Source organism: Sorangium sp. So ce296, assembly GCF_051529605.1.
Lineage (GTDB): Bacteria > Myxococcota_A > Polyangia > Polyangiales > Polyangiaceae > Sorangium > Sorangium cellulosum_D.
The window spans coordinates 12,743,844-12,766,079 of sequence record NZ_CP150325.1; the positions used below are offsets into that span (position 1 = coordinate 12,743,844).

The 22,236-nt window shown below is 73.4% G+C and carries 20 protein-coding genes and 2 pseudogenes; 13 read left to right on the plus strand and 9 right to left on the minus strand.

The window, feature by feature from the left end:
• Window positions 1–45 precede the first annotated feature (45 nt).
• The 3 genes and pseudogenes from WME98_RS46920 to WME98_RS46930 form a co-directional block, all read right to left on the minus strand.
• Complete coding sequence (locus WME98_RS46920; RefSeq protein WP_437948107.1) at window positions 46–495, minus strand: formylglycine-generating enzyme family protein; 450 nt, start codon at window positions 493–495, stop codon at window positions 46–48.
• 61 nt (window positions 496–556) lie between these two features.
• A pseudogene (locus WME98_RS46925) lies at window positions 557–1,351 on the minus strand (serine/threonine-protein kinase); the annotation flags it as partial.
• Between the two features lie 44 nt (window positions 1,352–1,395).
• A pseudogene (locus tag WME98_RS46930) lies at window positions 1,396–1,815 on the minus strand (toll/interleukin-1 receptor domain-containing protein); the annotation flags it as partial.
• A 516-nt stretch (window positions 1,816–2,331) separates the two neighbouring features.
• Between WME98_RS46930 and WME98_RS46935 the strand changes: the two are divergent.
• A complete protein-coding gene (locus tag WME98_RS46935; RefSeq protein ID WP_437948108.1) occupies window positions 2,332–5,466 on the plus strand; it encodes a DNRLRE domain-containing protein in 3,135 nt (1,044 codons plus the stop codon).
• Window positions 5,467–5,620: 154 nt separating this feature from the next.
• Here the strand turns inward: WME98_RS46935 and WME98_RS46940 are convergent, their stop codons facing one another.
• A complete protein-coding gene (locus WME98_RS46940) occupies window positions 5,621–6,673 on the minus strand; it encodes a helix-turn-helix transcriptional regulator (RefSeq protein ID WP_437948109.1) in 1,053 nt (350 codons plus the stop codon).
• A gap of 206 nt (window positions 6,674–6,879) precedes the next feature.
• Here WME98_RS46940 and WME98_RS46945 point away from each other — a divergent pair, with 206 nt between their 5' ends.
• Window positions 6,880–7,833 carry an SDR family oxidoreductase gene (locus tag WME98_RS46945; protein ID WP_437948110.1) on the plus strand — a complete coding sequence of 318 codons (954 nt, stop codon included), beginning with the start codon at window positions 6,880–6,882 and terminating at the stop codon, window positions 7,831–7,833.
• A 24-nt stretch (window positions 7,834–7,857) separates the two neighbouring features.
• On the opposite strand, the gene WME98_RS46950 is transcribed toward WME98_RS46945, so the two are convergent.
• The 5 genes from WME98_RS46950 to WME98_RS46970 all read right to left on the minus strand — a co-directional run bounded on the left by WME98_RS46950 (window position 7,858) and on the right by WME98_RS46970 (window position 12,150).
• Window positions 7,858–8,634: a class I SAM-dependent methyltransferase gene (locus WME98_RS46950; protein ID WP_437948111.1), complete on the minus strand. Its 777-nt coding sequence runs from the start codon at window positions 8,632–8,634 to the stop codon at window positions 7,858–7,860.
• 5 nt (window positions 8,635–8,639) lie between these two features.
• Complete coding sequence (locus WME98_RS46955; RefSeq protein WP_437948112.1) at window positions 8,640–9,230, minus strand: TetR/AcrR family transcriptional regulator; 591 nt, start codon at window positions 9,228–9,230, stop codon at window positions 8,640–8,642.
• A 243-nt stretch (window positions 9,231–9,473) separates the two neighbouring features.
• Entirely contained in the window at window positions 9,474–9,911 is a 438-nt protein-coding gene (locus tag WME98_RS46960; protein ID WP_020736363.1) for a 23S rRNA (pseudouridine(1915)-N(3))-methyltransferase RlmH, read from the minus strand.
• 8 nt (window positions 9,912–9,919) lie between these two features.
• The gene (gene rsfS / locus WME98_RS46965; protein ID WP_437338984.1) at window positions 9,920–10,810 is read right to left on the minus strand and encodes a ribosome silencing factor; all 891 of its coding nucleotides are present in this window, start codon (window positions 10,808–10,810) and stop codon (window positions 9,920–9,922) included.
• 59 nt (window positions 10,811–10,869) lie between these two features.
• Window positions 10,870–12,150 carry a glutamate-5-semialdehyde dehydrogenase gene (locus tag WME98_RS46970; RefSeq protein ID WP_437338985.1) on the minus strand — a complete coding sequence of 427 codons (1,281 nt, stop codon included), beginning with the start codon at window positions 12,148–12,150 and terminating at the stop codon, window positions 10,870–10,872.
• A 70-nt stretch (window positions 12,151–12,220) separates the two neighbouring features.
• On the opposite strand from WME98_RS46970, the gene WME98_RS46975 reads away from it, so the two are divergent.
• From WME98_RS46975 to WME98_RS47025, 11 genes are all read left to right on the plus strand, one after another.
• Window positions 12,221–12,586: a hypothetical protein gene (locus WME98_RS46975; protein WP_437948113.1), complete on the plus strand. Its 366-nt coding sequence runs from the start codon at window positions 12,221–12,223 to the stop codon at window positions 12,584–12,586.
• On the plus strand, window positions 12,583–12,876 hold the full coding sequence (locus WME98_RS46980; protein ID WP_437948114.1) for a hypothetical protein: 294 nt from the start codon (window positions 12,583–12,585) through the stop codon (window positions 12,874–12,876). Before WME98_RS46975 ends, WME98_RS46980 begins: the two co-directional genes overlap by 4 nt.
• Window positions 12,877–12,993: 117 nt before the next feature.
• Entirely contained in the window at window positions 12,994–14,568 is a 1,575-nt protein-coding gene (gene guaA / locus WME98_RS46985; protein ID WP_437338988.1) for a glutamine-hydrolyzing GMP synthase, read from the plus strand.
• 2 nt (window positions 14,569–14,570) lie between these two features.
• Complete coding sequence (locus WME98_RS46990; RefSeq protein ID WP_437338989.1) at window positions 14,571–14,888, plus strand: PEGA domain-containing protein; 318 nt, start codon at window positions 14,571–14,573, stop codon at window positions 14,886–14,888.
• Window positions 14,889–15,062: 174 nt separating this feature from the next.
• Window positions 15,063–15,485, plus strand: a complete 423-nt coding sequence (locus tag WME98_RS46995; protein ID WP_437948115.1) for a hypothetical protein — start codon at window positions 15,063–15,065, stop codon at window positions 15,483–15,485.
• On the plus strand, window positions 15,482–16,411 hold the full coding sequence (locus WME98_RS47000) for an RNA polymerase sigma factor (RefSeq protein WP_437948116.1): 930 nt from the start codon (window positions 15,482–15,484) through the stop codon (window positions 16,409–16,411). The genes WME98_RS46995 and WME98_RS47000 overlap by 4 nt, the downstream gene beginning before the upstream one ends.
• A 55-nt stretch (window positions 16,412–16,466) precedes the next feature.
• Complete coding sequence (locus tag WME98_RS47005; protein ID WP_437563796.1) at window positions 16,467–16,637, plus strand: hypothetical protein; 171 nt, start codon at window positions 16,467–16,469, stop codon at window positions 16,635–16,637.
• Between the two features lie 325 nt (window positions 16,638–16,962).
• On the plus strand, window positions 16,963–18,636 hold the full coding sequence (locus WME98_RS47010) for a serine/threonine-protein kinase (RefSeq protein ID WP_437948117.1): 1,674 nt from the start codon (window positions 16,963–16,965) through the stop codon (window positions 18,634–18,636).
• A 67-nt stretch (window positions 18,637–18,703) separates the two neighbouring features.
• Window positions 18,704–19,687 carry a hypothetical protein gene (locus WME98_RS47015; RefSeq protein ID WP_437948118.1) on the plus strand — a complete coding sequence of 328 codons (984 nt, stop codon included), beginning with the start codon at window positions 18,704–18,706 and terminating at the stop codon, window positions 19,685–19,687.
• Window positions 19,688–19,822: 135 nt separating this feature from the next.
• Window positions 19,823–21,133, plus strand: a complete 1,311-nt coding sequence (locus tag WME98_RS47020) for a 3-deoxy-7-phosphoheptulonate synthase class II (RefSeq protein ID WP_437948119.1) — start codon at window positions 19,823–19,825, stop codon at window positions 21,131–21,133.
• A 304-nt stretch (window positions 21,134–21,437) separates the two neighbouring features.
• Window positions 21,438–22,142 (plus strand): hypothetical protein, encoded by a 705-nt coding sequence (locus WME98_RS47025; RefSeq protein WP_437948120.1) that lies wholly within the window; start codon window positions 21,438–21,440, stop codon window positions 22,140–22,142.
• The last annotated feature ends 94 nt before the right edge of the window (window positions 22,143–22,236 follow it).

The window sequence follows — 22,236 nt, forward strand, 5'->3', positions numbered from 1 at the left end:
CGCCATGACGAGGATCGCACGGTAGCGCCGGAGGACGGCCGCGTGTCAAGATCGACGCCGGCCCGCGCCCGCCGCCGTCACCGCGCCGGCTGACCGAGCGGCGGCTTTGCGGCGTGGGCCCTGCAGCCCGCCGCGGACGCAGCGGAAGCCGACGTCGACGTCCCGGGTGCCCGCGAACAGGAAGTGGCGCGCCGTGGCCCGCAGCCGGTGCTTCGCGATCACCCGCCACGAGCCGCCGCGGAGCACCCGACCATGGCCGATGGACGGCCCGACAGGATTGCTCACCGGGCCGTCGTTGGCCGGATAATCGCCGTACCAATCCCAGCACCACTCCCAGACGTTGCCGGCCATATCGAGGATCCCGAACGGCGACGCCCCCCTCGGATAGTACCCCACGGGGCTGGGGCCGGCCCGCTTGGCCAGCACCGGGCTCTTGATGCGCGCGTCGCTCCAGGCGACCTGGTCGGACGGCGGCTCGTTCCCCCACGGATACATCCGTCGGCGCGCTGTACACGTAGGTGCCAAGCGCGCCCGTCCGCGTCCCGCCGGTCGTGTCCGCGGCCGCGACGAGGTCGAAATCCGTGAGCCGCGGCTCGCCCGTGGGCTGGAGCAGGATGTTCGCCGGCTTCACGTCGCGGTGCACGAGGCCCTTTGCGTGCGCGGCGCGGAGGGCGTCGCCGACGCGCAGGACGAGGGGAATCACCTGCGCGGCCAGGAGGCGCTGCTCGATGACCGCCTGGTGCAGGTCGCCGCCGCTGACGAACTCCATGACGAAGAAGTGAAAGCCGCCGTCCTCGCCGTGCGGCTCGACGACCCGCACGATGCCGGGGTGATCGAGCCCCGCCATGCGCTGCGCCCCCCGGAAGAAGCGCTCGCGCCGGATCGGATCCTCCGCGAGGCTCGAATGCAGCACCTTGATGGCGACCACCTGACCCTGCTCGTCGTCGCGAGCGCGCCACACGTTCGCGAAGCCGCCGCGCCCGACCCGATCGAGGAGCAGGTATCTTCCGCCTGGGCCCAGCCGGTCTCCGGCGCGGAGCTGCCCCCCTCGCGCAGCTGCCGCCGGAGCTCCAGGACCTCGCGCTGCGCCTCGGCCGCATCGACGCCGGCGAGCTGCAGCGCCCTGAGCCGCCCGCGCGCCCGCTCGAGCTCCTGCGCGAGCCGCCGGGTCTCGAGGTCCGGGTAATTCGGCCTGTGGCCGTGCTGGCGCGGGTTCTTCTTGTCGAGGGCGGCGCGGATGCCGAGCACCACGTCGGTCCAGGCCTCGTCGCGATCGGCCCGGCCCTCGATGGGGCGCTCGCTGTCGGGCAACGCCGAGAGGTGCCCGAACGGGGCGCCCTTCCAGTCGCACGCCCGGAGCAGGATCGGGATCACCCGCGCCGAGCCGGCGGCGTGGCGCGCCATCGCGCGCTCCATCTCGACGTCGACGTCCCAGCAGGACGGAGAGGCGATGAAATCCGCGCTGACGAGCAGCAAGATCAGCTGCGCCGCCTCGAGGTGCTCGCGCACCTCCGCCTCCCAGTGCGCCCCGGCGTCGATCTCCCGGTCGTGCCACGCCCGGAGGACCCCTTGACGCTGCAGCAGCGCGAGGTGCGCCACGAGCTCCCGAAGAGCGGATTCATCCCTGCGCGCGTAGGAAATGAATACGTCGATGGGCTTCAACACGATCGCTCGAGGGTGCCAGCTGTCCAGTCGGCCTTTGCGGTGCATCGTTCGGGGAAGCAAATAGGAAGACCAAACGATACCCGAGAAGTCAAGGCCATCGCGACCGCCCGAATCCGTACAGCCTTGCTGGAGATCTCGGTCTCGACGCATGATTCTCGACGCACGATCTCGACGCACGATTCCGAACCACGTTCGAGCGTGGGCCGGCGGCGTTCAGGCCCCCATGCCCGCCGCGCACAAGGCGGCAGCAGCCCCCACAGGCTGGAGCTGCCCGTGCCTCGCCGGCGGGCGGTCGCTCGTCGATGTGCCTGATTCGCCCAGCGACGACACGCGGTCTGGCCGGCCAGGGGGCGGCAGCTCAACCGACGGCCGCCTCGACGACAAGGGCGGCGCGCGGCTCCGCCCCCGCGTCCGGGACACAGGATCTTCTCCTTCGCGGCCTTGACACAAGTGAATGCACCGCGCGACGATGAGCGGCTATCTGTCTTGAGCCTTTTCATCGATTCACGCCGCGCGCTCGCGTCGTACCAGCGGTCGTGACGGCGAGGCGCCAAGACTCCGGCCTCGCATCCGGCGGGGCTCGGCGGGGCTCACCACGAAGCGTGTCAGGGGGAATCTCTGTCTATGAGAAATAAAAGGAAGGTATTCACGACGTTATGCGCCGGTGTGACGAGCGCCCTCGCGGCCGGCTGCGGCGCCGATCCCGGCGGCGCCGGCGACGAGGGCGTCGGCCGCGCCGCGCTCGGTCTGTCGACCGAGGGACAGGTGTGCACCACGATCCGGCGCGGCGCTGGGCCGGCGGGCGTGGCCGACGCCGTGCTCTGGCAAAGCTCGCCCAGCTGGAACGATGGCGCGGGCGTGACGCTCAGCACGGGGACGACCGCGGGCGGCGGGCTCCGGCGCAGCCTGCTCCGGTTCGATCTCTCCGGCCTGCCCCAGGGCGCCGAGGTCGTGTCGGCGAGCCTGTCGCTCTCGCAGACGTTCAAGACGGTGGACAGCACGGTCCGCGTCCACCGCGCCACGAGCGCCTGGGAGGAGGCGGCCGTGACCTGGGCGAGCTTCGGCGAGGCGTTCGATCCGGCGATCGCCGCGTCGTTCACCTCCGGCGGCGGCTCCGGCTTCCGCTCGTCCGACGTCACCGAGCTCGCGCGGGCGTGGGCGAGCGGCGAGGCGGCGAATCACGGCGTCCTCCTCGAGGAAGACCCGGTCCAGCGGACCGATTTCCGCAGCAGCGAGAAGTCGGTCGTCGAGGAGCGGCCGAAGCTCGAGCTCTGCTACGTCACGTGCGACGACGGGATCCAGAACGGCAGCGAGAAGGGCGTCGACTGCGGCGGCGCGTGCCCCGCCTGCGGCGGCCAGTCGTTCGAGGGGCCGCCGGGCGGGAGCCCCGTCGAGCTCGAAGGGAGCGGCATCACGTACACGTGGTCGGTCGGGGACATCAACGAGCTGCCCGAGTCCGTCGCGCGGCAGGGCACGCACGAGCCGTGCACGACCAGCGAGGATTGCCAGTTCGACCAGTACTGCGAGCACCCCGCGCAGGGCGCGTGCGCCCACGACCCGTGCGACACCGGCGGCGCGCTCCTGTCGACCTGCAGCGGCTGCGTCGCGAAGGTCTGCGACGCTCGGCCGAGCTGCTGTACCCAGCCGGCGATACCGGCCGACTGCGGGCATGACGCCTGCCAGACCGGCACCGCGACGAACATGACCACGACCTGCGGCGACCCGTGCATCGCCAACATCTGCGCGACAAACCCGCTCTGCTGCGAGATCCACCCCACGAGCTCGGCGGAGTGCGCGGCGCTCATCGGGCCGGGCAGCACCTTGCTCTCCGGCGGCAGGTGCCGTCCGCCCACCTCCGGGATTTGCCCCCCGCCGACCACCCTCTTCAGCGGCGCGTGCGTGCCGCAATGGAGCGCCACGTGCAGGAACCTCGTCGCGACCCAGTGCCCCGGCAAGTCGTGCACGACGCCGACCAGCTCGTGGGACGCGACGTGCGTCGCCTTGGCCGAGCAGGAGTGCGGCGCCGCGTGCGGCACCGAGCCAGGCGTGCAACAGGGCCTCTGCAAGGCCTACCTGCCGAACCAGACGAACCCCACGTGCGCCGGCGTGGATCTCACGGTCGGCGTGCCCTGCGGCGGGACGATCCCGGTCTGCAACCGTGGTGACACGCCGGCGCCCGCGGGCGTCGCGATTCACCGCTATCCCGCGGGCGCGGGCCAGCTCCCCTCCTCGACCCCGAGCCGCGTCCTGGACTCCTGCAGCCCGACCGGCGGCACCCTCGCCTGCACGACCGCGCAGCCGATCGCCCCGGGCGAGTGCATCAGCGTGGCCGGCTGCACGGGCCTCGCCGACGGCATGGAGCTCATCGTCAACCCGCCGGGCCCAGGGCAGATCGCCGAGTGCCAGTGCGGCAACAACGGGAGCGTCTATCAATCGGCCGAGTGCACGTCGCCGGGCTGCATCGCCACGGCGAGCGCCTCGACGATCAGGCCGGTCACCCTGTTCGTGGCGCTCGATCGGTCCGCATCCATGGTGGCGAACTCGTCGAGCAACTCCCGATGGAACCCGGCGCGCGAGGCCCTCAGGGCGTTCTTCGCGGATCCGGCGTCGGCGGGGCTCGGCGTCGCGCTCCGGTTCTGGCCGCACAACAACCCCGGCCCGTGCGACGACGTCGCCGGCACCTGCCCGGCCCACGCCGTCAGCGGGTGCTCCATGCCGATCGTTCCCTTCGATGGCACGGCGGCCCGGAGGCTGACCGCGGACCCCGCGCCGCTCGATCAGCAGGAGCTCGCGCTCGTCAACGCGCTCTACCCGGGTCCCGGCGCCAGCGGCGATACGCCCATGTACCCGGCGCTGGACGGCGCCACGACCTGGGCGATCAACTACAAAAACGCCCATCCCGAGGAGGATGTCGCGGTCGTGTTCATGACCGACGGCGTCCCGTCGAACTGCGACACCGTCCCGAGCCACATCGCGGACCTCGCGCGCAATGCCTTCGACAACCACGGCGTCCGCGTGCACGCGGTCGGCTTCGGCAGCTCGAACGCGGAGATCATCAACCTCATCGCGACGCGAGGCGGCGGGCGCGCGTTCAACCTCACCGCCGGCGCGGGGCTGGCGACGACCCTCCGCGACGCGCTCGTCTCGATCCGCGGCGAGGCGCTCCCCTGCAACGTGGCGGTCCCGCTCGCCGGCGTCGCGGATCCCGCGTCGGTGTCGGTCGTCCATGTGAACAGCGCCGGCACCGAGACCGTGCTCACGCCGCGGGCCGACCTCGCCAGCTGCGGCCAGGGCTGGTACTTCGCCGACGCGACGAACACGAGCGTCCAGCTCTGCCCGCAGACGTGCACGGCTCTCCGCGACACCCCGGGGAAGGTCCGCGCCACCGTCCCGTGCGCGGCCGAGGCCCTCACGCCCATCACCACGGGCTGGGAGCGCTACCACGGCGTCTGCCCGCCAGGGACCAAGGCCCGGTGGGAATACCTCACGTACAGGACCGTCACGCCGGAGGACTCGAGCGTCGAGCTCTTCGTGCGCGCGGCCGACGATCCCGCCGGCCTCGACGCCGCCCCCGTGACGCTCGCCGCGACCGCTCACGCGACGCCCGCCGACACCCAGGTGTGCGACGAGACCTCGACGCCGCCGTGCGCGGTCGATCTCGCCGGCGCGCTCGGAGGGCTGCCGGAAGCGCAGGCGGACTACCTGGAGCTGCAGGTAAAGCTCAACCCGACGAGCGACGGCGCGGGCGGCGTTCAAGTCCAGGACTGGGAGATCGGCTATTCGTGTCCCGACGCCGACTAACCCCGGGCAGGACCGCGAGCGCTTCGCGAGACGCCGTCATCGTCATGCGCTCGCACCGACGCCGCGTCCCGTGACCCTCTCCGCCGGCATCGCGTGAGCTGACGCGTCCTCGCCCCTCGTCCCCTCCCCGCGCGCGAGCCGCCTCCGCGCGCATCTACCTCGCCGCCTTCCTGCCTCCCCGCCTCCGCGGCGGCGCCGCCGCGCCCCCACCCGCGCGCGCCCGCGCCGCCCGGCGCGGCCCGTACACCGCGCGGAGATCCGCCGCGATCCCCTCGATCCGCGCCCGCAGCGCCGCCGGCTCCACCGCCTCGACGTCCCGGCCCAGCCCCACGATCTGCGAGACCGCGATCGACTCCCGCTCGAAGTCGACCGTCACCGTCCTCGTCCCGTCGCGCCCGCGCTTCCCCTGCCCCCACCGCTCGTGCTCGCCGCTCGGCCGGATCCGCCGGAGCGCCGCCTCCCCCTCCTCGGTCACGCGCAAGGTCGCCACGTAGCTCGCCCGGCGCTCCGCGAACCGCTCGCACCACGCCTTCCAGCACGAAGGCAGGTCGAACCCCTCCGGCCGCGCGAACCCCTCGTCGAGGAGCCGCGCCCCCTCGACCCGCGCCCCCCGGAACACGCTCGGCCCCCGCTCCGTCGTCCCGGCCACGAGGTACCAGCGCTCGGCCTTGATCACGAGCCCGTACGGATCCACCACCCGCTCGCTCGCCGCCCCGTCGAAGTCCCGGTACGCGAGCCACACCTTGCGATCCTGCCAGACCCCCTCCCGCAGGACCTCGAGGTGCGGGACCACCTCCCTCCCCTGGAACCACCCCGACGAGTCGACGTGGAGCCGCTGCCGCGCGTGCTCCGCCATCGACCGCTGCACCACCGGCAGCGCCGCCGACAGCTTGATGAGCCCGCTCTGCAGCGCCGCCGACAGCCCGATGTCCGCGAGGGCGCCCGGCGCCGCGACCGCGGAGAGCGCCTGCACCTCGGCCTGCGTCAGCCCCGTCAGGCTCGTCTGCCACCCCTCCAGCAGCGCGATCCCGCCGTTCGGGCCGCGGTTCGCGTAGACGGGCACGCCCGCGGACGACAGCGCGTCGAGGTCCCGGTAGATCGTCCGCGCCGAGACCTGCAGGCGGCGCGCGAGGTCCTCGGCCGTCAGCTGCCGGCTCTTCGCCTGCTGGAGGAGCAAGAGCAAGCTGAGCAGCCGATCCGCGCGCATGACTGACCCTCCGTGGCTCCAGGGCGGCTCCGCGCCCGTCCGATTGCCGTCCGATTCCCGTCCGACCCGGCGATCAGCCTACGCGCAATTCATGACAGGAGGTGTCAGGAATCGTCCCGTAGCGTCCCCGGATGACCGGAGCCGCAGCGCCGCGCGCACCCACCAAGCGCCGCCGCGAGCTCCGGCGCGCAAGGAGGAGACAGCGTATGAGACCGCTTGAAGGACAGGTCGCCCTCGTCGCCGGCGCCACGCGCGGCGCGGGGCGCGCCATCGCGTGCTCGCTCGGCGAGGCCGGCGCGACGGTCTACTGCACCGGCCGCAGCGTCCGCGGCCGGCCCGCCACGGGGCAGCGCCCTGAGACCATCGAGGAGACCGCCGAGCGCGTGAGCGCGGCCGGGGGGCGCGGCGTCGCCGTGCAGGTCGATCACACCGTCGAGGAGCAGGTCGAGGCGCTCTGCGCCCGGATCCGGCGCGAGCAAGGGCGGCTCGACGTCCTGGTCAACGACGTCTGGGGCGGCGACGAGCTCACCGAGTTCGGCCAGCCGTTCTGGAAGCTCTCCCTGGCCAAGGGGAAGCTCCTGCTCGAGCGGGCCGTCACGTCGCACATCATCACGAGCCGCCACGCGGTGCCGCTCATGCTCGAGCGCGACCGCGGCCTCATCGTCGAGGTCACCGACGGCGACACCTTCGGCTACCGGGGCAACCTCTTCTACGACCTCGCGAAGATGTCGGTCATCCGCCTCGCCTTCGCGATGGCGTGGGAGCTGCGCCGCCACCCCGCCATGACGGCGCTCGCGGTCACCCCCGGCTTCCTGCGCTCGGAGGCGATGCTCGACGGCTTCGGCGTGACCGAGGAGAACTGGCGGGACGCGACCGCCAAGGACCCGCACTTCATCGAGTCCGAGACCCCGTTTTACGTGGGCCGCGCGATCGCGGCGCTCGCCGCCGACCCGAACGTCGCGGCGAAGTCCGGCCGCGTCTTCAGCTCGTGGGATCTCGCCAGGGAGTACGGCTTCACCGACGTCGACGGCAGGACGCCGCACTGGGGCGAGTACTTCGCGAAGACGTTCGGCGAGTGCAAGAAGGCCGACGAGGGCGCGTACGCGTGGTGGTTCAACGGCCCGATGGACCTCGCGGCGCCCGACTGGCCCAAGGAGTGACCGGCGCGCGCGGCGCGCCGCGGATCAGGCGCGCGGCTTGGGGTAGCCCACGAGGTAGGTCCCGTGGAGCGGCGCGTCCCCGAGCTTGATCGCGCCGATATCCCAGACCCAGTCGGGCGCGTCGATCTGCGCGACAAGCGCCCGCAGCTCCTCCACGCTGTAAATGCGCAGCCAGGAGACCAGGCCATCCCAGAGGACGAAGGCCTGCATCGCCGGGACGAGCCACGTCCACAGGAGCCACGCCCAGCGAAACGGGCGCCAAAAGGGCATGGAGACGGTGACCGTGAGCGGCGTGAAGAGGAGCCCGAGGAGCATGGGGAGCTCGCGGCTCACGACCTCGAAGACGCCGATGGGCTGCCGCTGCGCGACCGCATCGGCGAGGATCTGCCGCGCCTGCTCGGGGGGAAAGTGGTGGAACGCGTTGAAGACGGTGCGGAAGCCCGTGAGCTCTGCGGGGACGGCGGTCGCGTCCACCGGCGCGGCGCGGCCCACCACGGCGCCTCCGCTCCCGCGGGCGGCGTGCTCGAACGCAGGGAGGTTGGGGTAGAGATCCGTGAGCGTGACCGTGACCTCGCGACCGCGCTTCGCGAGCTCGTCGGCGATGGCGGCGGCCGGCCCTCCGCCGCCCGAGCACAGGTCGACGAGCCGGGTCTCGCCGGTCGCGTCGAGCACGCGCTCGAGCGGGCCGACGAGCATCCGCACATGGCCCGAGGCGCGCTCGGCGAAATTGAGAAAGGCGGTGCCGCCGTCGCGAAGGACGCTGGGAAACCAGGGGAGGTCTTCGAGCTCAACGAGCTGCATGCGGCTCATAACGGCTCCTTGGCGGGCACACCGCCATGCTGGTGGACAAGGCGCTCGATGACGGCGTCGAGCGGGTAGCTCGCAGGGTCGAGCACGTAGTGCTGGAACACCCCGTCGAGCGCGGCGAAGAGGAGGCGCGCCTCGAGCTCCGGCTCCGGCCGTCCGAGCTCGGCGAGCAGCGCGGTGAAGAGGCGAAGGTAAAGGGCTGACTGGGCGGCGATGCCCTCGGCCAGGCCGGCGACGACGGCGTGCTGGAAGCGAACCCCGTACGACACCCGCCAGAATTGCTCGTGCTCGCGCACCAGACGCGCGCTCACGCGGACCAGCGCGCCGAGCCGGGCGCGCGGCTCCGGGACAGCCGCGGCGCGGGCGAAGGCCTCCATGACGAGCCCCGCGCTCCGCTCGAACAGGGCCTGAAGCACCGCCTGCTTGGAAGGGAAGTAGTGGTAGAGCAGCCCCGAGGCGACCTGCGCCTCGGTGGCGATGTCGCGCACGCTGGCACCCTCGTAGCCGTGACGGGCGAAGACCCGGAGCGCGGCGTCCATCAGGTGCGTACGGACGTCTTCTGGTCGGGGGTGCCGGCGTCGGGGAGACATTTGATTGAACGTTCAATCAATGACCTGGGCCGAGGAGATCCGCAAGCTCCAGAGCAAGGAAGAGGCGCGAAGACGCGCGCTAGGCGGAACGCGACGAGCCCGAACCGCCGCCCGGAGGGACACCGGCCGGAGGTCGAGCGGCCGGCGTGCAGCGCACGCGCAGGCGCTCGCGCGCGGAAGGCGCCCGGCGGCGCACGCGCCCGCAGGGGCCGTAACGCGCGCCTCAGCGGGCGTCGGTGGGCGTCAGTGGGCGTATGGTTCGCCGCGCAGCAGCGTCATCGAGCGGTAGAGCTGCTCGATCAGCACGAGCCGCGCGAGGCGGTGCGGGAACGTGAGCGACGACAGGCTCCACCGATCGTCGGCCGCGGCGGAGACGTCGGCCGGCAGCCCGTCCGCCCCGCCGATCAGGAACGCGACCACCCCCTTGCCGCGCGAGCCCCACCGCTCCACCCCGGCCGCGAACGCCTCGCTGCCGAGCGGCTTGCCGTTCACCTCCATGGCGATGACGCTGGCCCCCGCCGACGCGCGCGCGAGCAGCGGCCCGACCTTCGCCGGCGGGCCGTCCGGGATCTCGATCTCGTCGCACGCGACGTAGCGGCGGACGCGGCCGAGGTACTCGTCGATCGCCGCGCGCAGCGGCTTGTCCTTCACGCGCCCGACGGCGGCGACGATGAGGCGCACGGGCGCGCTCAGCTCGGGTCGAACCGCGGGGCGGGCTGCGCCCCGGGCGGCGGGGTCTCCGACGGGACCGGGACGCGGCCCGCGTCGATCCAGAGCCCCTCGATGTCGTACAGGCGGCGCGTCTCCTCCTGGAACACGTGCACCACCACGTCGCCGAAATCGATCAGCACCCACGTCGCCGCGGCGAGGCCCTCCATCGAGAGCGGCGCGAGCTTCTGCTTGCGCACCGCCTCCTCCAGGCCCGTCGCGATCGCGTGGACATGACGGTCGGAGCGGCCGGTCATGATCACGAGGTAGTCCGCGTAGTCGACGCGCCCCACGACCTCGAGGATCTCGACGCCGATCGCCTTCTTGTCGAGCCCCGCCGCGGCCAGCGTCAGCGCGAGCTCGCGCGCCGGCGCCGACGGCTCGGGCGCCGGCGGCGGCGCGCTCCGCCGCGCGGCGGCGCGCTTCGGGCCGGCGAGCGGCGCCTTGCTCCGCGCCGGCGACCGCCCCGCGAGCGGCAGCATCGCCTTGGCCGAGCCCTCGCCGCCGCCCCGCGCAGGCCGCGGCGCGTCGCCCTCGTCCCGCGCGGGACGCCGCGCCCGCGTCGCCGGCCGATCCGCCGGGATCGGCCGCTCCGGGCGGTCCAGCTGCTCGACCTCGTCGCCCCCGCCGAGCGCGCGGCGCGCCGTCTTCTTCGCGCCGGCCTCGCCCACGCCCGCGTGCGAGGCGCGGATCCGAGGCGACGCCGGCCGCTTCGTCTTCGCCGCGGACGACGCCCGCCCGGCCGCGCCCGCCTTGGCCGTGCTCGCCTTCTTCCGCGCCGGAATGCGGGGCTCCGCGCTGTCGCTCGCCTTCGATCCCGACTTCGCCCGCGGCTTGCTGCTCCCTTCGCCTGCGTCCTTCTTCGTCGCCAACGTTCTCTCGCTTTCTCTTGCGCCCCAGAGGTCGCCGGGCGCCCCTCGTCTCGCCCGCGTCAGCGGGTCTGGCCCTCGCCGTATGCGATCCACTTGAGCGCCGTCAGGCTCGCGAGCCCCATCGGGCCGTAGGCGTGGAGCTTCGTCGTGGAGATGCCGATCTCGGCGCCCAGGCCGAGCTCGCCGCCGTCGTTGAACCGGGGCGACGCGTTCACGAGCACGCAGCTCGCGTCGACCTCGCGCACGAACCGCTGCGCGTGATCGTAGCGCGGCGTGCAGATGACCTCGGTGTGCAGCGACCCGTAGCGGCCGATGTGCTCGAGCGCCTCGTCGAGCGACCTCACCACCCGCACCGCGAGGATGGGCGCGAGGAACTCCCGCCCGTAGTCGTCCTCCGAGGCCCTGCGCGCCGACGGCACGAGCGCGCAGGTGGCCTCGTCGCCGCGCAGCTCGAGCCCGCGCTCCGCGAGGGCGGCGACGCGCGCGAGCAGCGGGGCGGCGACGCTCTCGTGCACGAGCAGGCACTCGAGCGCGTTGCAGACGCCGGGGCGCTGGAGCTTGCCGTTGTCGACGAGGCGAAGGGCCATGTCGATGTCACAGCCCGCGTCGGCGTAGAGGTGGTTCACGCCCTTGTAGTGCTGGATCACGGGGACGCGCGCGTTCTCGGCCACGAACCGGATGAGCCCCTCGCCGCCGCGCGGGATGGCCAGATCGATGAGGCCGGTCATGCCGAGCAGGAGGCGCGTGGCCTCGCGGTCGAGCGAGGGGACGATCTGCACCGCGTCCGCCGGGAGCCCGACCGAGCGGACCGCGTCCGAGAGCAGCGCGCCGAGCGCCGCGTTCGAGCGCGCCGCCTCCTTGCCGCCGCGGAGGATCGCGGCGTTGCCGCTCTTCAGGCAGAGCACCGCGGCGTCGACCGTCACGTTGGGGCGCGACTCGTAGATCATCGCGATCACGCCGAGCGGGACGCGCACCTGCCCGACGAGGAGCCCGTTCGGCCGCCGCTCCATCCCGATGACCTGCCCGACCGGATCGCCCGCGGCGGCGACCTCGAGCACCGCGCCGGCGATCGACGCGAGACGCGCCTCGTCGAGCACGAGCCGGTCGACGAGCGCCTCGGAGACGCCGGCGGCGCGCGCCGCGGCCACGTCCTCGGCGTTCGCGGCCAGCACGGCGGAGCGCTTGCCCTCGCCGGCCTCGGCGCGCAGCCGCTCGGCGATCGCGCGCAGCGCGCGGTCCTTCTGGGCCCGGTCCAGGGGGGCGAGGGCCCGGGCAGCCGCCCGGGCGCGCAGGCAGAGGGCGCGCAGCGTGCCCTCGAGATCGACGTTGCTCTGTTCCACAGCGGGAACCTAGCTCGCCTCCCTGCGCGGGCCAACCGTTCTCCTGCGCCTCCGTGCTAGCGTACCGGCCGTGTCCGGCGATCTCCGAAGCTCGAGCCAGGCGTCGTTCGCACCCCGCTCCCGCCCGGCCCGCCCTGCGCGGCGGGCGGCGCTCCTCGCGGGGGCGCTCCTCGCGGCGGTCGCGCCCGCGGCGTGCGGCGGCGCGGACGCCGCCGAGGACGCGCCCGCCCCGCCGAGCACGGGCATCCCGCGCGCGGCGCCGAACGCGCGCGGGGCGCCGCTCGAGGGCCCGCCGGCGCCCTCCGTCCCCTCCTCGCCGTTCGGCGATCCGGAGAAGCTCCAGATACCGCCCGATCCGTTGGGTCCTCCCGAGTTGCCGCCGCATCCCGTTCCTCCCGTGAACGCCGGGGGGAGCGGCAGCGGAGTCGAGCTATGACACGCCCGCACAACGCCTCTCAGGTCGCCGCGGTCGCTGCGGCCCTCGCCGCGCTCCTCGCCGCGGCGTGCTCCTCGTCCTCCCCGAAGCCGCTCCCGGCCGGCCCGCCGCCCGAGTACGAGCGCCCGCGCGCGTACGACGGCGGCGTGGGCGACGCGCCCGCGGCGCCGGCCTCGCCGGACGAGCCGGCGGCGACGCCAGGCGCGCCGCTGCTCGCCCCGTCGCCGGGCGCGCCGCCGACGGGCGCTCCGCCGACGGGCACGCCGCCGCCGCCGCCCACGCAGCCGTGACGCCAGCGCAGCCGTGACGCCCAGCGCGGCCATGACGCCAGCGCAGCCATGACGTCTGCGCGGCGAGCGCCTCGCCTGCGCCCCGGCCCGTCCGACGCTGGCGGATCCAGCACCGCCATGCTAGCGGCAGCCATGCTCTCACCCCGTCGGGACTTCGTCGTCATCCTCGATTTCGGCTCTCAGTACACGCAGCTCATCGCCAGGCGCGTGCGCGAGTCGGGCGTCTACTGCGAGATCCACCGCTTCGACGTGCCGATCGCCGAGCTGCGCCGGCTCGCCCCGCGCGCGCTCATCCTCTCCGGCGGCCCCGCCAGCGTGTACGGCGACAACGCGCCGCACTGCTCCCGCGAGGTGCTGGAGCTCGGCGTCCCGACGCTGGGCATCTGCTACGGCCTCCAGCTCATGGCGCACCACCTCGGCGGCAAGGTCGAGCGCGCGCACACGGGGGGCGAGTACGGCCCCGCCACGGTGCGGATCGATCGCCCGACCGGCATCTTCTCCCGCTTCGTCGAGGGTGACTCCATCGACGTCTGGATGAGCCACGGCGATCGCCTCACGGCGATGCCGGAGGGGTTCGTCGCGCTCGGCACCACGCCCGGCAGCCCGCTCTGCGCTGTCGCCCGCGAGCGCGACAAGCTCTACGGCCTCCAGTTCCACCCCGAGGTCGTCCACACCCCGCGCGGCAAGGAGATCCTCCAGGCGTTCCTCTTCGACGTCGCCGGCCTCTCCCCGACGTGGACGCCCGCGTCGTTCGTGGAGGAGGCGATCGCCGCGGTCCGCGAGAAGGCCGGCCCGCACGACCGCGTCATCCTCGGCCTCTCGGGCGGCGTCGACTCCTCGGTCGCCGCGGTCCTCTGCCAGCGCGCCCTCGGCGACCGGCTGACGTGCATCTTCGTCGACAACGGCCTCCTGCGCGAGGGCGAGGCCGAGACCGTCGAGCGGACGTTCCGCGACCACTTCCACATGAACCTCGACGCCGTCGACGCGTCGGCGCGCTTCCTCGAGGGGCTGCGCGGCGTCGTGGATCCCGAGCAGAAGCGCAAGGTGATCGGCCGCCTCTTCATCGAGGTGTTCGAGGAGGAGGCGAAGCGCGTCGAGGGCGCGAAGTGGCTCGTCCAGGGCACGCTCTACCCCGATGTGATCGAGAGCGTCTCGTTCAAGGGGCCGAGCGCCGTCATCAAGAGCCACCACAACGTCGGCGGCCTGCCCGAGCGGATGAACCTCGGCCTCATCGAGCCGCTGCGGGAGCTCTTCAAGGACGAGGTGCGCGCCGCCGGCGAGGCGCTCGGCATGCCGCGGGAGATCCTCTACCGCCAGCCGTTCCCCGGCCCGGGGCTCGCGGTGCGGTGCCTCGGCGAGGTGACGCCGGAGAAGCTCCGCGTGCTCAGGGCGGCCGACACGATCTTCGACCAGGAGATCCGCGCCGCCGGGCTCTACGAGTCGCTCTGGCAGAGCTTCTGCGTGCTCCTCCCGGTCCGCTCGGTGGGCGTGATGGGCGACGAGCGCACCTACGACGAGGCGATCGCGCTCCGCGCGGTGCACTCGACCGACGGCATGACCGCCGACTGGGCGCGGCTGCCCTACGACCTCATCGCGCGGGTGAGCTCGCGCATCATCAACGAGGTGCGCGGCGTGAACCGCGTGGTGCTCGACGTGTCGTCGAAGCCCCCCTCGACCATCGAGTGGGAGTGACGATGGCCGGCGGCAACGCGAGGCGGCCCCGCGCCGCGCTGGCGCTCCTCCTGCTCGGGCTCTCGTCGTGCGTCGCGCGGACCCCGGCCACGGTCTCGCTGCGGATGAAGGGCAACGTGCCCGACGCGTCGGTCACGATCGACGACCAGTACATCGGCGCGCTCGCGTACGTCGCCGCCCGCGGCGTCGCGCTGCCGCCCGGCGCGCACCGCATCACCGTGGAGAAGGCCGGCTACTTCGCCTGGGATCGGCTCGTCGAGGCGAAGAGCGGCGACGCGCCGATCCATCTTCAGGTGCAGCTCACGCCCGTGCCGGACTGACGCCTCGCCGGGCAGACGCCGCTCGCTCCATCGCGCCGCCGTCGCCTCGTCGCCGCCGCGCAGGCGCGCGACGGCGCAGGACGAAATCATCTCCAGACGCTCTCCGTAATCCTGGGAGATGGATGCGCGCAGCGCGCATTCGCCCTCAACCTCAGGCTTACGGTGGACAGGAACATGCCGAATCGGACCCGTCCGAAGGCGCTGTCGCGCGCGCCTTCCACGCAGAACATGGCCCGGCGCGCCCGCCGGCGCGCCACCCTCGAGGTGTGCGGTCCCGAGAGTCATCGCCCGGGAGGCCGCCTGTTCCACGCCCTGTGCGATCTCGCCGATCGCTTCCTGCAGCGCCGGGGAGATCCGCGGGCGACGCAGCTCGGCACCGTGCTCTTCTATGTCGCCTTCCACGGCGCTCGAGCTGCCGAGGACGAGGATTTCCGCCTCTCGCTCCGGACCTCCCTCGACATGCTCGTCGAGCTCGAGCCGCTCGAGCGCTGGCAGCGCCCGCCCCCGGCGTCCGATCTGCCCGCCGGCCGGCCCGCGCCGCGCCCGTACCCCACCTACGCCGGCGCGGATTTCCCGCAGGTGCGGGGGGCCGGATGACGTCGCCCTCGCCGCCTTCCCCGCCGGCGCGCCCGTCGTTCGAGACGGTCTACGCCGTGGGCCTGCCGTTCCTGCACCGCGCGCTCCGCTGGCTCGGCGTCGAGACGGACGATGTCGACGACATGCTCCAGGAGATCTTCCTCGCGGCCCACCGAGCCCTGCCCGGCTACGAGCCGTGGCGTTACCACGGCGCGCCTTCGCCCGGCCTCCCCGCGGACGGGCCGCAGCCCCTGCGCATCACGCCCGAGGCGGCGCTGCAGCGGTGGCTGTTCGGCATCGCGTGGCGGAAGACGAGCCACTACCACGCGCGCGCTCACCGGCGCCGCGAGATCCCGTCCGGGGCCGGCGCGTCCTGGCCGTTCGACGGGCGCGATCCGACGCCGACGCCGGAGCAATCGCTCGCGAGCGGCGACCGCGCCGAGATCGTGACGGCGCTGCTCCGGAAGGTCGCGCCCGAGCGGCGCGTGATCCTCGTGATGTACGAGCTGCTCGGCGTCGCGGTCGCGGACATCGCGCGCGAGCTCGAGCTCAAGGAGAACACGGTCCGCTCCCGCCTGCGCCTCGCCCGCGAGGACTTCCGCGCCGCGGTCGCGCGCCAGTCGTCCGAGCGCCGAAGCGCCCTGCGCGCCCTCACCGCGTCGGAGCGCCCCCTCCACGCCGCGGCCGCGTCCTTGCTCCGCGCCGCGGCCGTGTTCCCGACCGTCCCCGCGGCCGACGCGGGCGCGCTCTGGCTCCGTCTCCAGCACCGGATCGCGATGTGTGAGAGCGCTGCCGACGCGCCCGCCGTCCTCACCTCGCCGCATCGCGGCGAGCGCAACAAAGCCACCTCGCCGCCGCGCGGCGAGCGCAAGACCTCGCCGCCGCGCGGCGAGCGCAACAAGCCGAGCGCAACAAATGTGAAGCGGGCGACCGCACTGTCAGCTTGACGCTCCCGCACGTTTGTGTAGTCTCCGCCCCCCTCGCAGAGAAAGTCCTAAGATCATGGCCAATACTCCGAAGTGGAATGTCCGTCTGCGTCACGAATGGCTCGCCACCCCGCTCAAGAAGAAGCGCCTGAAGCGCTGCCAGAAGGCGCGGATCGGTCTCCTCGACGCGGAGCAGCGCAAGGCCGCCAAGCAGAAGCCGGCCCCGGTTGAGCAGCCCGCGGGCTGACCATCCGACCACCGTGCGGCGATAACCGGACCGGCCGCGCGAACGCCTCGACATCGCATACCGATCGCGGTTCGGTAGGTCGGCGCCCTCGCGCGGCGCGATCCGTGGTAGCGTCGCCTCGCGGTGTTCGCCCGCGCGTTGGCGACGAATCGTCGGTCCCCGCCTCCGGCGAGGATCGACCCGGATCCATGGGAGCGAGGCCCTGAGCGTGTCGGATTCGAGCTTTTCGCCCGGTCGCTCGGGCAGCCCTGCCGTACCCGCGTCCCGCGCTGCTGGCAGCGCGCCGCCGTCGCCTCCTGAGGAGGGCGAGGGCCCGACCCGCGTCATGAGCGACACGGAGCGGCAGGCCGCCCTGGCCGCCGTCCGCGCCGCGCAGGCCCAGGCCGCCGCAGCCGCGTCCCCATCCACGACCGCGGAGACGGTCCGGCCGCCTCCCCCCCCGGGGGGAAGCGAGGCGGCGCACGACGTCGCCCCGGTGACGGTCCGGCCGCACAACGTCCCCATGGGACCCGCTGCGGCGGCGCACTACGCGACCGCCGATACGGTCCGTCCCCCCGCCCCGCCGGCGTCGGACGCGCCGGGCGAGCCGCCGGTCGAGGCGGATCCGCTGGTCGGCACCACGGTGGCCGGGGCGTACCGCATCGTCCGCCTCCTCGGAGAAGGCGGCATGGGCCGCGTCTACGAGACGCACCACACCCGCATCCCGGGCAAGCGCTTCGCCCTGAAGACGCTTCACCCCGAGCTCGCCCAGCAGCCCACCATCCTCGCGCGATTCCAGCGCGAGGCGGAGGCGGCGGCGTCGGTCCGGAACCCGCACATCGTCGAGATCTTCGACGTGAACCGGCTGAGCGACGGCCGGCCGTGCATCATCGCCGAGTACCTGGACGGCCAGGGGCTCGGCGAGCTCTTCGCGGCGTCCGGGGGCCGTCTGCCGGTCGGCACCGCGGTGCGGATCGCGCGCGAGGTCTGCGACGGCATCGCGGCCGCGCACGCCGCGGGCGTCGTGCACCGGGACATCAAGCCGGAGAACATCTTCCTCACGGGCGACCCGGCGTGCCCCACCGTCAAGGTCCTCGATTTCGGCATCTCGAAGACCTCCGCCCCGTCCGGGCTCACGCGGACCGGCATGATCCTCGGAACGCCGGCCTACATGGCCCCGGAGCAGGCCAAGGGGGACGAGATCGACGCGCGGGCCGACATCTATGCCATCGGCGCGGTCCTCTACCACGCGCTCACCGGGCAGCGCCCCTTCGAGCGCAGCGACCCGACGGCGATGCTGCTCGCCGTCATGACCGAGGAGCCGCCGGCGCCGCGGATGGTGAACCCGGACATCCCGCCGGACCTGGAGCTCATCGTCCAGCGCGCCATGGCGAAGGAAAAGGAGGGCCGCTACGCCTCGATGGGCGAGCTCGCCAGCGCGCTCGCGCCGTTCGAGGAGGCGCCCCTGCCCGCGCAGCCGCCCAGCGCGTCGCTCGGGCGCCCGTCCGTGACGCTCGGCAGGCCCTACGCGCTCTCGCACGCCTTCGGCCTGCCCAGGTCGGCCACGTCCGAGGCGTACCTGACGCGGCAGATGGTCTTCCTCTCGGCGAGCCTCGGCCTCGGGTGGCTCGGCGCGGGGCTCGTCAGCTGCCTCGCCGGCCTCGCGCGCGCGGCGCGGAGCGACAGCGCCGCGCTGTCGGGCCAGGGCGCCACGCTGCTCACGCTCGGGGTCCTGTGCGCCCTGTTCGGCGTGGGGCTGCTCGGCGGCTTCTACGTCTTCCGCCACATCTGGCGGGACGACACGAAGCTGAGCGCGCTCGCGCCGCGGCTCACGACGCCCGTCGTGCTCGCCCTCGTGGCCTACGGGGTGGCGTCGCTGCTCGTCCGGCTGCTGGAGGGCGTGCTCCTGCAGCGCGCCGTCGGCATCGCATGGCCGGTCTGGGACGCGCTGCTCTTCCTGATCAGCGTCGGCGCCGCGCTCGCGGCCGCGCTGTTCCAGTGGCGAGCCGAGCGGCGATGAGCCCGCGGCCCGGCCGCCCGACGCCGCCCATGGGCCTCAGCCAGCGCCTGTGTTAGGGGAGCGGGGCATGCCGCCGCAGGCCTCCGGGACCAGCGCCAGCCAGGGCAGCCCCCCCGATCGACCGGGCTCGCTCCCCGGGACGACCACCGTCCTCACCGCGGGCGGCGGCGCCCCGGCCGGCCGCGCCGCCCTGCTCTCGCGGGCGCCCGCCGCGGCGCGATGGCTGGTCGCCGGCGCGGCCGCCGTCGTGGCCCTCGTGCTCGGCGCCGCCCTGCTGCGCGACGACGGTTCGCTCGCCCAGCTCGAGGCTGCGGTGAGCGCCGAGCGCGCGGGGTCCGCGGGCTCCGCGCCCCGGCGTCCGGTGGCCCCGCGGCCGAGCGACGCGGTCCCCGCCGACGAGCTCGCCGCCGCGACCGCGGGCGGCGTGCTCCAGCTCGAGGCGCTCGCCGCGCGCTACCCCAAGGATCCGTCGATCTTCCGGGCGCTCATGCTGCGCCACGCGCTCCCGCCCCCGTACCACGCCGCCGCGCTCGCGGCGGCGAAGCGGCTCTTGGAGCTCGATCCGGGCGCGGCGGCGGACGACGACGTGAAGCGCGTCGTCTCGAGCGCCGCCGGCGGCCCTCCCGAGGCCGCGTCGGCCGCGCTCGACCTGATGGCGACCGGCATGGGGAGCCACGGGGCCGATCTCCTCTACGAGCTCTCGATCGGCAGCGCTGCGCTGAAGGAGCGCGCCGCAAAGCGGCTCGCCGAGGCCGCGGTCCTCGCGCGGGCGACGCCCGCGCTGCGCGTCGCGCACGAGCTCCGCGCCGCCCCCTCCTGCAAGGCGCGGCAGGCGCTCCTGGGGCGCGCGACGGCCGACGGCGATCGGCGCGCGATCGACGTCCTCACGCCGCTCGTCTCCAGCAAGAGCAAGGGGTGCGGCTTCCTGGGGATGAGCCGCTGCGCGGCGCCGTGCGCCTCGATCGCGAAGGAGATCAAGGCGGCCATCCAGGCGATCGAGGCGCGCGTCGGGCCGTCGCCCGGGGCGGCCGACGCGCCCGAGCGCCGATGATCGCCCGCGCGCGCCGATCGCGTTGACCGAGGGTTGCGCGGGTGGGAGCCTTGCCATATCAGGGCTCAACTCATGTCCGTTCCTGCTCAACCTTGGTCGCCTGATTCATGGCGTGAACGTCCCAACGCGGCGCCCATGCCGTACGACGATGCCGCGGCCGTCGACGCGGCCGTCGACAAGCTCCGTGCGCTGCCGCCGCTCGTGACCTCGTGGGAGGTCGAGCGGCTCAAAGGCCATCTGGCCCAGGCGCAGGTCGGCCGGAGGTTCGTGCTGCAAGGGGGCGACTGCGCCGAGACGCTCGACGACTGCAGCCCGAACATCGTCACGAACAAGCTGAAGATCCTGCTGCAGATGTCGCTCGTGCTGGTGCACGGCGCCCGCCGGCCGGTCGTGCGGCTCGGGCGCTTCGCGGGGCAGTACGCCAAGCCGCGATCCAGCCCGATCGAGACGCGCGACGGCGTGAGCTTGCCGAGCTATTTCGGGGATCTCATCAACCGCGCGCCCTTCGAGGCCGCCGCCCGGCGCCCGGATCCGGGCCTGATGGTGGCGGGATACCAGCACGCGGCGCTCACCCTGAATTTCATCCGGTCCCTGTCGGAGGGCGGCTTCGCCGATCTGCATCACCCGGAGTACTGGGATCTGAGCTTCCTCGAGCGGGCGGATCTGCCCGGCGAGCTGCGCGAGCGTTACCAGCGGATGACCGAGCAGGTCGGGGAGGCCCTCCGGTTCATGGAGGCGCTCGCCGAGGTGCCTGTCGGGGAGCTGTCGCGGGTCGAGTTCTTCACGAGCCACGAGGGGCTCAACCTGCATTACGAGTCGGCGCAGACGCGGAAGGTCGCGCGCCGCCCCGGCTACTACGACCTGACGACCCACCTGCCCTGGATCGGCGAGCGCACGCGGCAGCCCGACGGCGCGCACGTCGAGTTCTTCAGCGGGGTGGCAAACCCCGTGGGCATCAAGCTCGGCCCGAAGACGGTCCCCGGCGAGGTGATCCGCCTCCTCGACCGGCTGAACCCGGCGGACGAGCCGGGCAAGATCGTGCTCATCGTGCGCATGGGCGCCGGCCGGGTGCGCGAGGGGCTCCCGCCGCTCATCGAGGCGGTGCGCTCGGCGGGGCGCAAGGTCCTCTGGATGTCCGACCCGATGCACGGCAACACGCAGACGACGGCCGGCGGGATCAAGACACGGAACTTCGAGGACATCCTCACCGAGATCGAGGCGAGCTTCGAGGTGCACGAGGCGCTCGGGTCCCACCTCGGCGGCGTTCACTTCGAGCTCACGGGCGACGACGTGACCGAGTGCATCGGGGCGGGTCTCACGGAGTCCGATCTCGACCGGCGGTACGCGAGCCTGTGCGATCCGAGGCTGAACTACCGCCAGTCGCTCGAGATGGCGTTCCGCATCGCCCACCGCATGGCGGAGTCCTCCCGGCGCTCGAAGGGCTGAGCGCCGGCGCCGCTCCGGGGCGGCGCTCGGGCGAGAGTCGGGCGATGAGAGATGAACCGCCAAGGCGGCCAAGGACGCCAAGAGAGGCAATCTGAGCTCTCTTGGCGCCCTCGGCGTCTTGGCGGTTTTTCTTCCTTTCGTCGAGAGCACAGAGCATTTGCCGTGATCCCCGCCGTGGCCTCAACTGCTCTCGCGGTATTTCCGCCGTCTCGCGTGCTCCGAGCGCCCCTCACCAAGAGCAGGAGACGCCTGCTGGCGATCCGTCGCGGCTGCCCCAATGAACTCGCGCAGGGGGTAGCTCGCCATGCAGAACATCTCGACAGAACAGGGTGAGAGCCGACAGGGAGAGGGACAGGCCACGACGGAGAGCTCGTTCGAGGGGCAGCAGCGCTCCGCCGCCTGCCCGACGCTCATCGAGTCTTTCCTGCCGGTGGCGGACATCGTCGTGAACGAGCAAATCGTCGTGATGGCGACGCCGGAGGCGACGTACGCGGCGCTGAAGCGGGTGGACTTCGCGAGGAGCCCCTCGCTGCTGCTGCGCGCGTTCCTCGCGCTCCGCGTGGCCGAGGCGCGTCGCGCCCGGCGCAGGCTCCGGCTCGCGCCGCTGCCGGCGCCCGCGCGCGTGTCGCTCCAGAACGTCGAGGACTACGGCCAGATCAGGCTCGCCGAGAAGGAAGGCTCCGAGATCGTCGTCGGCGCGATCGCGCGCCCGATGAACGCGGAGAGCCTGTACGTCAGGCGGTCCGCCGCCGAGTTCAAGGCGTTCGACTGCCCGGGGTACGTCAAGGCGGCGGGCAGCTACGTCGTGACGCCCCACGGCCATCGCCGGACGATGCTCTCGTACGAGGTGCGGATCCGCGCGACCGACACGCGGACGCGGCGGCAGCTGTTCTTCTGGGACGCGCTGACCGCGCCGCTCATGGTGGCGGTCACGCGCCGGACGCTCCGCTACGCCGCGAAGGTCATCGAGCGCCAGTGCGCCGCGTCGGCGCACCGACAGGCCCTGTAGCTCCGCCCGCAAGCGGTCCGGTCAGAGATGGCCGGACCGCCGCCCGCCGCAGGTCCGGCCAGGGATGGCCGGACCGCTCCACGCGCGGCGCCGA

What these genes read in the sequence shown, in the direction of transcription:
- WME98_RS47025 (WP_437948120.1), top strand. Translation starts at nt 21,438, where the DNA reads ATGCAGAACATCTCGACAGAACAGGGTGAGAGCCGACAGGGAGAGGGA.
- WME98_RS46980 (WP_437948114.1), top strand. Translation starts at nt 12,583, where the DNA reads ATGACACGCCCGCACAACGCCTCTCAGGTCGCCGCGGTCGCTGCGGCC.
- guaA (WP_437338988.1), top strand. Translation starts at nt 12,994, where the DNA reads ATGCTAGCGGCAGCCATGCTCTCACCCCGTCGGGACTTCGTCGTCATC.
- WME98_RS47000 (WP_437948116.1), top strand. Translation starts at nt 15,482, where the DNA reads ATGACGTCGCCCTCGCCGCCTTCCCCGCCGGCGCGCCCGTCGTTCGAG.
- WME98_RS46995 (WP_437948115.1), top strand. Translation starts at nt 15,063, where the DNA reads ATGCCGAATCGGACCCGTCCGAAGGCGCTGTCGCGCGCGCCTTCCACG.
- WME98_RS46945 (WP_437948110.1), top strand. Translation starts at nt 6,880, where the DNA reads ATGAGACCGCTTGAAGGACAGGTCGCCCTCGTCGCCGGCGCCACGCGC.
- WME98_RS46940 (WP_437948109.1), bottom strand. Translation starts at nt 6,673, where the DNA reads ATGCGCGCGGATCGGCTGCTCAGCTTGCTCTTGCTCCTCCAGCAGGCG.
- WME98_RS46950 (WP_437948111.1), bottom strand. Translation starts at nt 8,634, where the DNA reads ATGCAGCTCGTTGAGCTCGAAGACCTCCCCTGGTTTCCCAGCGTCCTT.
- WME98_RS46920 (WP_437948107.1), bottom strand. Translation starts at nt 495, where the DNA reads ATGTATCCGTGGGGGAACGAGCCGCCGTCCGACCAGGTCGCCTGGAGC.
- WME98_RS47010 (WP_437948117.1), top strand. Translation starts at nt 16,963, where the DNA reads ATGAGCGACACGGAGCGGCAGGCCGCCCTGGCCGCCGTCCGCGCCGCG.
- WME98_RS46955 (WP_437948112.1), bottom strand. Translation starts at nt 9,230, where the DNA reads ATGTCTCCCCGACGCCGGCACCCCCGACCAGAAGACGTCCGTACGCAC.
- WME98_RS47015 (WP_437948118.1), top strand. Translation starts at nt 18,704, where the DNA reads ATGCCGCCGCAGGCCTCCGGGACCAGCGCCAGCCAGGGCAGCCCCCCC.
- WME98_RS47005 (WP_437563796.1), top strand. Translation starts at nt 16,467, where the DNA reads ATGGCCAATACTCCGAAGTGGAATGTCCGTCTGCGTCACGAATGGCTC.
- WME98_RS46990 (WP_437338989.1), top strand. Translation starts at nt 14,571, where the DNA reads ATGGCCGGCGGCAACGCGAGGCGGCCCCGCGCCGCGCTGGCGCTCCTC.
- WME98_RS47020 (WP_437948119.1), top strand. Translation starts at nt 19,823, where the DNA reads ATGCCGTACGACGATGCCGCGGCCGTCGACGCGGCCGTCGACAAGCTC.